The sequence below is a fragment of the Microbacterium salsuginis genome, assembly GCF_012524205.1.
Taxonomy (GTDB): domain Bacteria; phylum Actinomycetota; class Actinomycetes; order Actinomycetales; family Microbacteriaceae; genus Microbacterium; species Microbacterium salsuginis.
On the sequence record NZ_JABACI010000002.1, the window covers coordinates 132,410 to 145,724 of the forward strand.

Annotated in this window: 8 protein-coding genes; 2 read left to right on the forward strand and 6 right to left on the reverse strand. The window is 69.6% G+C overall.

Annotated elements, in window-relative coordinates; translation table 11 throughout:
• Window positions 1-12: 12 nt before the first annotated feature.
• The 4 genes from infB to HF576_RS07740 all read right to left on the reverse strand — a co-directional run bounded on the left by infB (window position 13) and on the right by HF576_RS07740 (window position 6,155).
• Window positions 13-2,778: a translation initiation factor IF-2 gene (infB, locus tag HF576_RS07725; RefSeq protein WP_343234206.1), complete on the reverse strand. Its 2,766-nt coding sequence runs from the start codon at window positions 2,776-2,778 to the stop codon at window positions 13-15.
• A gap of 91 nt (window positions 2,779-2,869) precedes the next feature.
• Complete coding sequence (locus tag HF576_RS07730) at window positions 2,870-3,124, reverse strand: YlxR family protein (RefSeq protein WP_168912241.1); 255 nt, start codon at window positions 3,122-3,124, stop codon at window positions 2,870-2,872.
• Window positions 3,125-3,171: 47 nt separating this feature from the next.
• Window positions 3,172-4,158: a transcription termination factor NusA gene (gene nusA / locus HF576_RS07735; RefSeq protein WP_168912242.1), complete on the reverse strand. Its 987-nt coding sequence runs from the start codon at window positions 4,156-4,158 to the stop codon at window positions 3,172-3,174.
• A gap of 116 nt (window positions 4,159-4,274) precedes the next feature.
• Entirely contained in the window at window positions 4,275-6,155 is a 1,881-nt protein-coding gene (locus tag HF576_RS07740) for a lipase family protein (protein WP_240948789.1), read from the reverse strand.
• A gap of 183 nt (window positions 6,156-6,338) precedes the next feature.
• On the opposite strand from HF576_RS07740, the gene HF576_RS07745 reads away from it, so the two are divergent.
• Complete coding sequence (locus tag HF576_RS07745; RefSeq protein ID WP_168912244.1) at window positions 6,339-8,882, forward strand: LamG-like jellyroll fold domain-containing protein; 2,544 nt, start codon at window positions 6,339-6,341, stop codon at window positions 8,880-8,882.
• 255 nt (window positions 8,883-9,137) lie between these two features.
• Window positions 9,138-9,944: a DUF1206 domain-containing protein gene (locus HF576_RS07750; RefSeq protein WP_168912245.1), complete on the forward strand. Its 807-nt coding sequence runs from the start codon at window positions 9,138-9,140 to the stop codon at window positions 9,942-9,944.
• A gap of 60 nt (window positions 9,945-10,004) precedes the next feature.
• On the opposite strand, the gene HF576_RS07755 is transcribed toward HF576_RS07750, so the two are convergent.
• Together HF576_RS07755 and HF576_RS07760 are read right to left on the reverse strand one after the other, a co-directional pair.
• On the reverse strand, window positions 10,005-12,035 hold the full coding sequence (locus HF576_RS07755; protein WP_168912742.1) for a PhoX family protein: 2,031 nt from the start codon (window positions 12,033-12,035) through the stop codon (window positions 10,005-10,007).
• Between the two features lie 210 nt (window positions 12,036-12,245).
• On the reverse strand, window positions 12,246-13,304 hold the full coding sequence (locus tag HF576_RS07760) for an LOG family protein (RefSeq protein WP_168912246.1): 1,059 nt from the start codon (window positions 13,302-13,304) through the stop codon (window positions 12,246-12,248).
• Window positions 13,305-13,315: the final 11 nt, after the last annotated feature.

Sequence of the window (13,315 nt, forward strand, 5' to 3'; positions counted from 1 at the left end):
CACCGAATGCGATCAGCCTCGCGGCTTCTCGACCAGCTCTGTGGTCTCGATCTCGTCGCCGACCTGGATGTCGTTGAACTTGCCGAGGCCGATACCGGCTTCGAAGTCCGTGCGCACCTCGGTGACGTCGTCCTTGAAGCGGCGCAGCGACTCGATCGCCAGACCGTCGGCGAGGACCACGCCGTCGCGGATGACGCGTGCCTTGGCGTTGCGCGTGATCGTGCCCGAGCGGACGATGACACCGGCGATGTTTCCGAACTTGGAGGAGCGGAACACCTCGCGGATCTCGGCCACACCCGACTGGACCTCTTCGTACTCCGGCTTGAGCAGGCCCTTGAGCGACTGCTCCACGTCGTCGATCGCGTTGTAGATGACCGAGTAGAACCGGACGTCCACACCCTCGCGCGAGGCGCGCTCGCGCGCCTTCGTGTCGGGGCGGACGTTGAATCCGATGACGATCGCGTTGTCGATCGTCGCGAGGTTGATGTCGGACTCGGTGATCGCGCCGACGCCGCGGTGGATGATCCGCAGCTGCACGGAGTCGTCGACCTCGATCTTGAGCAGCGACTCCTCGAGCGCCTCGACGGCACCGGAGACGTCACCCTTGATGATGAGGTTGAGCGACTCGACCTTGCCCTCTTCGAGAGCGCGGGTGAAGTCCTCGAGCGAGATGCGCTTGCGGGCCTTGGCCAGCTGGGCGTTGCGCTCGGCAGCCTCGCGCTTCTCGGCGATCTGACGGGCGGTGCGGTCCTCCTCGGTCACGATGAACGTGTCGCCGGCGCGCGGCACCGAGTTGAGACCCTGCACCTGCACGGGCCGCGAGGGGTACGCCTCTTCGACCGCGTCGCCGTTCTCGTCGGCCATCGCACGCACACGGCCGTATGCCGTGCCTGCGACGATCGCGTCGCCGACGCGCAGCGTTCCGGACTGGATGAGCACTGTGGCGACCGATCCGCGACCCTTGTCGAGCTTCGCTTCGATCGCGACACCGCGCGCGGCCTTGTTCGGGTTCGCCGTGAGGTCGAGCCCCGCGTCCGCGGTCAGCAGGACGGCATCGAGGAGCTCCTGGATGCCGGTGCCCTGACGAGCCGAGACATCCACGAACATGACGTCGCCGCCGTACTCCTCGGCCACCAGCCCGTATTCCGTGAGCTGCTGGCGCACCTTGGCCGGGTTGGCGTCGGGCTTGTCGACCTTGTTCACCGCGACCACGATCGGCACGTTCGCCGCCTGCGCGTGGTTGAGGGCCTCCACCGTCTGCGGCATGATGCCGTCGTCGGCGGCGACCACGAGGATGGCGAGGTCGGTCACCTGCGCACCACGGGCACGCATGGCGGTGAACGCCTCGTGACCCGGGGTGTCGATGAAGGTGATCGCACGCTCGATGCCCTCGTGCTCGGTCCAGACCTGGTACGCACCGATGTGCTGCGTGATGCCGCCGGCCTCGCCCGCGACCACATTGGTCTGACGGATGGCGTCGAGCAGTCGCGTCTTACCGTGGTCGACGTGGCCCATGACGGTGACCACGGGGGGACGGATCTCGAGGTCTTCCTCGTTCTCCGCCTCCAGCTCGGCCTCGAGGTCGAGACCGAAGCCCTCCAGGAGCTCTTTGTCCTCGTCCTCGGGCGAGACCATCTGGATCTTGTAGCCGAGCTCGGCGCCGAGCACCTCGAAGGTGGCCTCGTCCAGAGACTCGGTCGCGGTCGCCATCTCACCCAGGTTGAACAGGATGGTCACGAGCGTGCCGGGCTGCACGGTGTAGCCGCGCAGGGCCTCGAGCTTGTCGGCGAAGTCCGCGATCGACGCGCCGCGACGCAGACGGATGATCTCGCCGTTGCCCTTGGAGACGTTGACGCCACCGACGACCGGCGCCGACCGCATCTCGAATTCCTGCCGCTTCGCACGACGCGACTTGCGCTGCTTCGACTTGCCGCCGCCCTTGCCGAACGCACCCGCGGTGCCACCGCCGGGGCCACGGCCACGACCGCCGCCGCCACCGGGACGACCGGCGAAGCCGCCCGCGGGCGGTCCGCCACCGGGACGCTGGAAACCACCGGCGCCACCGGCACCGCCGGGACGACCGGGACCGCCGGGACGCTGCTGGAACGGAGCGCCGGGACGACCGCCGCCACCGGGACGACCCGCGCCGCCCTGGCGCGGAGCGCCCGGACGAGGTGCGCCCGGGCGAGGCGCCTGGGGCCGCGGGATGTTGCCGGGGGTCGGACGCTGGCCCATGCCCTGCGCCGAGGCGAAGGGGTTGTTGCCCGGACGGGGGCCGGCGGGACGCTGGCCCATGCCCTGCGACGAGGCGAAGGGGTTGTTCCCCGGACGCGGCGTGCCGCCGGGGCGCGGCGCCTGCGGCGCTGCTGCGCCACCAGGTTTGGGTGCCGCGGGCGCAGACGGTGCTGCGGCTTCGGCGGGCGCCGCCGGAGCGGGCGCCTGAGCAGCCGGAGCGGCCGGGGCCGCAGCGGGAGCCGGCGCTGGCGGCGCGGGCGCTGCGGGCGCCGGAGCCGCCGGCTTCGCGGCGGGCGCAGACGGCCGGGACGGGCCGGGACGCGCGGCCGGCTTGGCCGCGGCGGCCGCCGGCTTGGCGTCGGCAGCCGGCTTCGCTGCGCCGTCCGCCTCGAGGGCGGCGCGCAGCTTGCGAGCCACGGGGGGCTCGATGGTCGACGAGGGGCTCTTGACGTATTCGCCCAGCGCCTTCAGCTTCTCGAGCGCGACTTTGCTGTCGACGCCGAGCTCAGAGGCGATCTCGTGCACGCGTGGTTTGGCAGCCACAATTCTCCTGTCTGGGGTCTACCCAGACAGGGCAGACCGTTAGTCGCGGACGGGACTCATTTCGAGCCGTTCACTTTGTTCCCATAGCCATTCAGCCTTTGGTTCGCTGTAGGTACTGTTCGATGGTCTGCGTGTCGAGCGGACCCGGCACACGCAATGCTCGCACGAAGGCGCGGCGCCGGATGGCGGTGTCCACGCACTCGCTGGTCTCGTGCACCCACGCGCCCCGCCCGGGCATCGAAGCGCGGCCGTCGGGAATGAGGACCGAATCGATGGCGACCACCCTGAGAAGGGAGGACCGGGGAGCACGCGTGCGGCATCCGACGCACGTTCGTACAGGTTCCATTCTACACCCCGGGGCCTGCGCCCCTGACCCTCCGCCCGGCCTGCGCCTCAGGATTCCAAGATGCTGTCGGGCTGGATGTCGATCTTGGCGCCGGTGAGCTTGGCGGCCAGGCGGGCGTTCTGCCCTTCCTTGCCGATCGCCAGCGACAGCTGGTAGTCGGGCACGAGCGCCCGAACCGCCTTGCTCGAGACATCCAGCACGAAGCTCGACGTCACCTTCGCCGGCGACAGTGCGTTCGCGACGAACTTCGCCAGCTCCGGGTCGTAGTCCACGATGTCGATCTTCTCGCCGCCGAGCTCTTCGGTGACCGCGCGCACACGACGCCCGAGTTCGCCGATGCAGGCCCCCTTGGCGTTGATCGACGGGTCGTTGGCCTTCACGGCGATCTTGGTGCGGTGGCCGGCCTCGCGGGCGAGCGAGACGATCTCGACCAGTCCGGCCGGGATCTCGGGCACCTCGAGCGCGAACAGCTTGCGGACGAGGCCCGGGTGCGTGCGCGACACCGTGATGGCGGGACCCTTGGCGCCCTTCGAGACGCTCGTGACGTACACCCGCAGGCGTGAGCCGTGCGCGTAGTCCTCGCCGGGCACCTGCTCCTCAGGGGGCAGGATCGCCTCGACCGTGCCGAGGTCGACGTGCACCATGCGGGGGTTCGGGCCCTGCTGCACGATGCCGGCGACGATGTCGCCCTCCTTGCCGCGGAACTCCCCCAGCACGGCGTCGTCGGCGATGTCGCGCAGGCGCTGGCTGATGACCTGTTTGGCGGCGAAGGCGGCGATGCGGCCGAAGTCCTCGGGAGTGCTCTCCTCCTCGCCGATGACGGCGCCCTCTTCGTCGAGCACCGGGATGAAGACGGCGACGTGGCCGGTCTTGCGGTCGAGCTCCGAGCGGGCGCCCTCCGGCAGCTCGCCGGTGGGCGACGTGTGCTTGGCATACGCGGTGAGGATCGCCTGCTCGATGATGCGCACCAGCTCGTCGAACGGGATCTCCTTCTCACGCTCGACCGTCCGAAGCAGTCCGAGATCGATGTCCACAGTGGCCTCCGTATTCAGCTCTCACCGGTGCGTCGACGCGCCCCGGAACCCTACAACGTTACCCGATGCCCGGCTGCGTGAATCCGGTATGCGCGCCCGAGCGGGCGCGCCATGACTCACCGACTGCAGTCGTCCACGTGACTGTCGGTGCGGGTGAGCCTCGCCTCCGTCCAGTCGACGAGAACCGGCAGGAAGCTCGACCCCGGCAGCAGCGTTCCCAGATGGTCGTATCCGCGGTATGCCAGCCGGCGCACCTGCTCCCCTTCCGCGCACAGGCGATCGACGAACTCCTGCTGCAGCCGCGGCGGAATGACCTCGTCCTCGGTGCCCCACGCGACCAGCAGCGGATGATCCCACGGACCTGCGGGGACGTTGTCGGCCAGACGTCTGCCCAGCGGCCCGGCGGTGAGATCGCCGACGTACAGCGGCCGGTCCTCGGCCACCCCGAGCGCCGTGGCGACCGAGACCATCACGCCCGGCTCGGACGGACAGCGCTGCGTCATCTCACGGACGATCGCCTCGGCACCGGGCGCGATGTAGCGCGACAGGTCGACGTCGCCGTACGTGTCGGCGTACGGCACCAGCACCCACGAGATGAGGATCGACAGGAGTACGCCGGCATCGCCCCGGGTGAGCTCGTCCGCCAGTGCAAGCGGATCCGCCGCCGGTGCGAGCACGGCGGTGCCGAGCATGTCGAGATCGGGAGCGTAGTCCTCCACGATCTGCGACATCCACAGCGCGGCATGTCCGCCCTGAGAATGCCCCCACGCGACGGTGCGCGTCGACAGCGTCACGTCGTCCAGCTCCCGGGCGGCAAGCACCGCGTCCAGCGACGAGCGGGCCTCGCCCCTCCCGATGAGATAGGGGAACACGCCGGGCGCCCCCTGCCCCGAGTAGTCCGACGCGACCACGATCCATCCCCGCCGGATCACATCGTCGAGCGCGGGGATGGCCCATTTCGTCGCGGAGGCGTCTCGCAGGCTCGGTGCGCAGCCACGCGCCACCCCCGTCGTGCCGTGATTCCACGCGATGACCGGGCGCGCCCCCGGCGGCCGCTCGTCGGGAACGATGACCAGAGCGCTCGCGACCGCCGGCTGACCGACCGCATCGCGCGTGGTGTAGAGGATGCGGTGGACCTGTGCACCCACCGGCTCCTGCCCCGCGAACTCTCCGACACGGATCAGGCGCCCGTGCTCGTAGGGCACGACCGCGGGCGGGTCGTAGAACGCGTCGACGACGGGCGCGCCCTCCGACAGCCACGAGCTGGCCCACCAGCCGCCGGCCGCCAGGGCGACGAGCAGACCCGCGACGCCGTAGCGCCCTGCCGCCGCCCAGGCGCCGCGCGTGCGGCGCGGACGCGCCGCGCCGGTCGTGGCATCCGTTCGCTCTCCGTCGTCTTCTGTGCGAGCGCCGACGTCCGCGGGCACGTTGCGACCGCCGGCGACGAACGCGCGCACCGCGCGGACCACCAGCGTCGCGCCGAAGACGATCGTGCGCACCCCGAAGACGATCGCGACGACGAGGACCGTCACATCCGGCCACGAGAAGGCGAGGATGCCGAACACCAGCTGGGCACCGCCCCACGCGGCGGCGAGGACGCGCTGACTGACCCGCCCGCGCGTGAACGCGTCATAGAGCGAGGCGAGCCCGCCCACGAGAAGCAGCACGGCGATGAGCTGCGGCAGCAGCTCGAGCGTGCGCCCCAGTCCGACGAGGATGGCAAGGCCCAGCACGATCCACAGCGCGCCGAATCCGACGCGGGACCACACGGCCGACTCCGGGGCGCCCAGCATCCGCGCGACACCGGTGAAGATCGCACTGAGTCCGACGTACACCGTCAGCAGGAACAGTGATGTGAGCGGGCGCGTGACGATCAGAAGGCCCACGAGCAGCGCCAGCGCTCCGACGATCACGAGCGCGGCCGGAGGCGCGCCATGGACCAGACGCGGCGCGATGCTCCAGCCGGTCCCGCGGGGGTGACGGGCCTCACGGATCATCCGCACCATGATAGGTCGCTCGCCGATGCGGCGGTCACCCGCCGTCCGCGCGGCGCACGCATCCAGTTGATTGGCAGTCCACCTGCCGATGCCCTGCGCGCAACCTCTCCGTTACCGACCCCAACGAATGTCGAGGCCGAGCGTCCGCCCGATCCCGACGGCAAGACGCGCTCCCCTCCCCTCATGAACGGAGTATCCGTGGTCTCGTCCACAACCCGTCCGATGCGTCGGCTCGCGCGTCGCTGCACCGCGCTCTTTGCAACCGCGGGCCTCGCGGCCGGCGCGTTCGCAGCCGTGCCCGCAACCGCAGCGGCTGCCGATCCTGCACCCGTCGACGACCTCGCGTCGCGGTTCACCCTCGCGGTGCTGCCCGACACGCAGTTCTACTCCCGATACTCGTCCGACCAGTTCGTCCCGCGATATGGCGCCGATCCCTTCGCGGTCCAGACCCAATGGATCGCCGAGCACGCTGACGACCTCCGGATCCCGTTCACCGCACACCTGGGCGACATCGTGGACCGCGCCGGCACCCAGCGCGAGTGGGAGGCAGCCGACCGCGCGATGAAGACACTCGAGGATGCCGCCCTCTCCTATTCGATCCTTCCCGGCAACCACGACGTGCTGGACAGCAGCAAATGGGACAACGAGCTCAACGCCGTCAACGAGCCGTTCAACCGCTGGTTCGGCGCGACCCGCGCAGCAGCCCAGTCGACCTACATGGGCAGCGACGCCACCGGCCTCAGCCAGTTCCACATCTTCGAAGCCGAAGGACAGCAGTTCATGTCGCTGGCTCTGTCATGGCGACCGTCCGACGCGACTCTCGAATGGGCACAGAGCGTCCTCGACGCTCATCCGACCGTCCCGGTGATCCTCAGCAACCACGCCCTCCTCGGCGTCGCCGCCGACCAGACGACGCCGGTCGAGACCGGCGACAGCACGCGCATGTGGGACACGCTCATCAAGGGCAACGACCAGATCTTCATGACGCTCAACGGTCACTTCCACGGTGCCACCCGCCAGGTGAAGACGAACGACTTCGGCCACCCGGTGCACCAGATCCTCATGGACTATCAGATGGCATACGAGGGCGGGAACGGCTATCTCGGCCTGCTCGAGTTCGACCTCACCAATGACACCATCTCGCTCGAGACGGGCTCGCCCTGGGTCACCTTCAAACCCCAGGAGACGCTGACCAGCTACGATCAGCCGCTGCTGGACGGTCCGCACCAGCGTTTCACACTGGACTTCGACTTCAGCGAGCGCTTCCAGGGCTTCCACCCCGGATTCACGGCGGGCACGCCCGACGAACCGTCGTTGAGCAACGCTGCGCGGTCGATCCTCCTCGACGGCTTCGAGGGTCCAGACCCCATCTCGACGGAGCTGCCGGGCAACGAGCTCGACTTCGTGCAGGTTGAAGGCGCCCTCGCCCACTGGCGGTTCAACGGCCACGACGGCACCGTCGACGCCGACACGGTGATCGAGGACATCGTCGGCGACAACGACCTCACGCGCGTCGATCCGGCGGACACGGCTGCCGTCGGCGCCACGTGGGAGGACGTCACCATCGAGAACACGGACGTGCACGGGTTCTCATCCGACGGCGCAGCAGCCTGCTTCGACAATTCGTCGGGTTCGCGCTTCAGCTATCTCACGACAGCGGCCGACGCAGCGATCAACAACGCCGATCTCACCCAGGGCTACACCATCGAGACCTTCGTCAAGATGGATGCCGACTGGGATGCCGCGGCCAACGGCTGGTCGAAGGCCATCACCCGCACGGGCAACCGCTCCCTGATGGGCGCCCCGCGCACGCAGTGGGACTGGACGGCCTCGCCGACCGCCCTCGGCATCTCGAACCTGCGCGAGTTCCAGTTCACGAGCCTTCCCGCCGATGCCGCGCAGGGTGACCGCGTGAACTGGTCGGGCGAGATCATGGTGGGCACGTGGTCACATGTGGCCGTCGTCAACGATGCGGCCGCCGGCACCACGACGATGTATGTCGACGGTGCTCCTGTCTTGCGCAACGCGAACAACGTCGCGGGTCAGGCGGGCATGGCGGACATGCCGTGGATCATCGGAGCCGACTGGGTAGACAACGCTGCCCGCAACGGATGGCACGGATGCGTGGGCGAGACGCGGATCATCGACCGCCCGACGACGCCCGACGAGTGGCTGACCCAGCGCGCCGATCTGAGCGGTCTCACCGTCGCGCAGGCACCCGAGGGCACGATCGGACCGGATGAGCCGGTGATCTTCGCCGGCACCGGCCTCCCTGGCGCCGAGGTACGCACCGCTCCCGGGCACGCCACGACCGTCGTGGCCGCGGACGGGACGTGGCAGCTCGAGATCACCGACGGTCTTGTGCGCGGTGCGAACTCGTTCGAGCTCGTTCAGGCTCTGGGCTCTCGTGCCAGCACGCCCGTCGCCATCGAGTTCGAGGTCGAGCACTTCGCCGTGGGGGTCGCGGCATCCACCCGCACTCTGGCGGGCAAGCAGTACGTGTCGGTCGTCGCGACGAACAACGAGTCCGTCCCCGTTGACATCGTCATCGAGACCCCGTACGGCGCGAAGACCTTCCTCGCGGTGGCGCCGGGCAAGTCTGCGAGCGTCTCGATCAACTCGCGGCTGACATCCGTCCCCGCCGGCACGGCGAGTGTCGCAGTCACCGGCGTCGTCGAGGGCGAGACGGTCACGATGACCAAGCTCGCGGCCTACCCTGCCGGCTGAGTCCTCCGGCCGGGGCCGTTCGGATCGCGGCCCCGGCCCGCTCACCCCCGTCCGCGAGACCGCGAGCGGATATCCGCGCACTCCCAGGAGCTGGAACGGAACAGCTCTCGTGTGCTCCGCTACAGCGTGATCGCGTTCGGCGCCGCCCTGCCCACCAAGCGGCGGCAGAGCGAGAAGCATGGCGAACACCTGCACAGCGAGGGCTGAGAAGCAAGTCCTTCCTGCGCCACTGGGCCTGCTCTCTAGGCTGAACCCATGGCACGCGCGGAGGTGAGATCGGCGGCGCGCCGCGCCGAGGCCAGCACGATCTTCGAGGTCCTCGCTCGCGGCGGATACGTCGCGGACGGGCTCGTCCACATCCTCATCGGCGTCTTCACCGTCGTCGTCGCCTTCGGAGGAGACGGCGCGACCGATCAGCCCGGCGCGTTCCGCGCGATCGCCGGCGCGCCCCTGGGCTTCGTCGTTCTGTGGGTGGCCGCGATCGCGCTGGCTGCCCTCGGCGTCTGGGAGATTCTCGACGGCGTGCTGGTGCCGCGCGGCAGCCGTCCGCGCAAATGGGGCGCACGCGTCACCGAGTGGGGCAAAGCCGCCGTCTTCCTCGCACTCGCCACGATCGCCGCTGCAGTCGCGATCGGTGCGCGGCCCGATCCGGACGAGAGCGTTCAGGATGCCAGTCGCGGGCTTCTCGATGTGCCGGGCGGCCCGTGGGTGCTCGGCCTGATCGGCGCGGGCATCGGCGTGAGCGGCATCGTGTTCGGGATCATCGGCATCCGTCGCAGGTTCCTCGAGGGCTTCACGCTTCCCGAGGGGCGCGCCGGCATCACCGTGACCGGTCTCGCCGTCGCGGGATACGTCGCGAAAGGCGTCGCCCTCGTCACCGTCGGCGTGCTGCTCGTCGTCGCATCCGTGAAGACCGAGGCCGACGATGCGGGCGGTCTCGACGCCGCGCTCGACGGACTGACGACGCTTTCTTACGGGCCGGCCGTGTGCGCGGCGATCGGCATCGGTCTGATCGCGTACGGAGTGTTCCTCGTGCTATCGGCTCGCTTCCGGCGCCTCTGAGAACCACTGCGGCGCCTGCGACCCCGGAGGATCGCAGACGCCGCGAGTGTGACGGGCCGATCAGGCCCGGTGGACCTGCACGATCGACGGCCGCGGAGCGTTCGGCACTGCGCCGGGCGCCGTGGATCCGTAGTCGGGGAACAGCGACGTCGGCGCGTCGAAGGTCCCCTCTTCACCCGGATGCTGCACCGCGACGAAGACCAGGCCTTCGCGGTCGTGGATCACCGGCCCGCAGGTCTCGGCGTCGCGCGGCACAGCGAGGAACTGCTGCACGTGGCCACGCTCGGAACCCTCGAGCGGAACCTTGTACAGCGCGTCGTTGTAGCCGATGGTGCTGGGCGCGCCGTCGGTCGAGATCCAGAGGTTGCCCTCGGAGTCGAACGCCACGTTGTCGGGGCACGAGATCGGCGAGACGAGCTCCGACGGGAAGCCCGCGAAGTACGTGTTCGCGTTCGTGGCGGGGTCCCCGCACAGCAGCAGGATGCTCCAGCCGAAGGTCGTGCCCGACTGGCCAGCGGTCTCGGTGAGCTCGATCACGTGCCCGTAGCGGTTGCCGGTCACGGGGTTGGCCTCATCCAGCGGCGAGGCGCTGCCGCGCTGCGAGTTGTTGGTCAGCGCGACGTAGACCTTGCCGGTCTTGGGGTTGGGCTCGACGTCCTCGGGGCGGTCCATCTTGGTCGCGCCGACAGCATCCGCCGCCAGCCGCGTGAAGACGAGCACCTGCTCGGTCGTGAATCCGGGAACGACGGACACGCCGTTCTGCGTCAGCGGGATCCATTCGCCGCTGCCGTCGAACTGGCCGTCGGACGGCAGTGCGCCGGTGCCGGTGATCTCGGAGGCCGGGGAATCGCCGGTGAACCGGGCGACGTACAGGTCGCCCTCGGCGAGCAGACGCATGTTCTTCTTGCGCGAGCCGGAGATCTTGTGCTTCGAGACGAACTTGTACAGGTAGTCGTTGCGCTCGTCGTCGCCCATGTACGCCACGACGCGCTTGTCGTGACCCACGATGACGTTCGCACCCTCGTGCTTCATGCGGCCCATCGCTGTGTGCTTGCGCGGGGTCGACGTGGGGTCGTCGGGATCGATCTCGACGATGTATCCGAAGCGATTCGGCTCGTTCACGAAGGCGGGGTCGTGGGCGTTGAAGCGGGGATCGTACGTCTCCCAGCCCGTCGAGGTCGCCGTCGAGGGGGACGACTGGTACCGCTTCTGACCCGGTGTGTCGGCCGCCCACGCGAAGTAGCCGTTGAAGTTCTCCTCGCCCGAGAGGATCGTGCCCCACGGGGTCGTGCCACCGGCACAGTTGCCGAGGGTTCCGCGCACCCAGCGTCCTTCCGGGTCGTCGGCGGTCTTCACGAGGTCGGTGCCGGCGGCAGGGCCGGTCAGCTCGAACACGGTCTCGACCGTGATGCGACGGTTGCGTCGGCCGTCCACGACGTGACCCCACGGCTCCCCCGTGCGGCGGCGCTCCAGCTCGACCACCGAAAGACCCTGCGCGGCCTTGTAGATGTCACCGCGGCGGCGCAGCTCGGCCGGGTCGCTCGTGGCCGGGAACATGATGCCCGGGTTCACGTACTCGTGGTTGGTGACCAGGACGCCCCGCTTGCCGTTGGGGTCGGCGAGGATGTCGAGATAGTCGCAGTTGTAGCCGAACTGCAGAGCCTGCGCCTCAGGAGTCTGCGCCAGGATGTCGAAGGCCGGCGCGCTGGAGAACAGCGGGTCGCCCCAGCGGATCAGCGGGCTCCACGTGTAGCCGGTGGGCACGGTGAAGGCGTCGACCGTGCGCGCGACAGGGGCGATCGGCTCGAACGCCAGCCCCGCGGTGCCGGGTCGCGCGAACGCCGAACCGGGGCCGGTCACGCCCGCCGCGGCGGGCGCCGAGACCGGCGCCGACGTGCGGAAAGCGCCGACCGCGATCGCGACGGCTCCCGCGGCACCGAGGCCGAGCAGGGCTCGGCGCGACAGGGCCGCCGAGGCGACATCGCGGAAATGCGCGTTGGACGACGTGTTGCACTCGGGACCGAGGCACGCGTTCGCGCACTTGTACTGGCAAGTGACCGCGGAGCGCTTGCCGCGGACGTGGTCTGCCATCGGCAGCGACGTGCGCGGGTTCGGCAGCGATGTGCGGGGATTCTCGACGATGCTCACGTTGGACGCCCTCCCTGACGTTCGGATGGCCGTCAGCATCCTCGCGGCCGCGAACACGCTCGCGAACCACGGGTGAACAGCACGAGACCAGCCGATGAGAGCGCGCTCATGTGTCCCGGCGAGCGCGTCAGCGCGCCGAGAACGGATGCCGCGTCACGCGGCGCGCGCGGGCCCCTTGGGTGCCGAGCCGAGGTCGTTGATCGCGCGGATCAGGCGGTGCAGGTCCCCCACGTGCACCTGATTCAGGCGCAGCACCAGACGCGGCAGCTCGACGCGGTCGTCGTCCTCCAGCTCGCGGCGCAGCGGCCCCCGGCGCTCGATGCGCCCCGACATGAGGTGAGCGCCGAACCGTTCGTTGAGGCTCTCGACCTCGGCGTCGGTCGGCTCGGCGCGCAGCCGCAGCACCAGGCGATCCCCCACCCAGCGGAGCGAGTCATAGTTACGCCAGAAGTCCGTGATCTCTCGGGCCGCCGCGTCGACCGAATCGGTGACCAGCACGCGGTCGAAGTCGCCGGGCGAGATCACACGGCCCGCCACCAGCTGCTCATCGACGAATCGCTGCAGCCCGCGCCAGAAGGTGCCTCCGGGCTCGTCGAGCAGCACGATGGGAGTGGGCTCCGCCTTGCCGGTCTGCTGCAGCGTGAGCAGCTCGAACAGCTCGTCCAGCGTGCCGAAGCCGCCGGGGACGCACACGAAGCCGTGCGACTCCTTCACCAGCATCAGCTTGCGCGTGAAGAAGTACTTCATCGCGACGTTGCGCGCGTTCGCGGCGATGACGGCGTTGGGCTTCTCTTCGAACGGCAGCCGGATCGACACGCCCAGCGAGCGATCCGGTCCCGCGCCTTCGGCCGCCGCCTGCATGATCCCGGGCCCTGCGCCGGTGACCACCATCCACCCGCTTTCGGCGAGCGCCCGTGCCACCTCGGCGGCGGCGCGGTACACGTGATGATCCGGCAGCGTGCGGGCCGACCCGAAGATCGTGACCTTGGGCACGTCCTCATACGGCGCGAACAGACGGAACGCCGCGCGCATCTCGGTGAGTGCGGCGGTGGTGATCTTCAGATCGAGACGGTTCGCCTCGTCCAGTCCGAGTCCCACGCCGGTTACGAGGATGCGCGCGACGAGGTCGACGTTCTCGGTGATCCCGGCGTCCGCGATCACGCGGCGCAGGTCGTCGGTCACCTCGGCTGTCACAGCGGCGTCGTCGTGCATGCCTCCAGCGT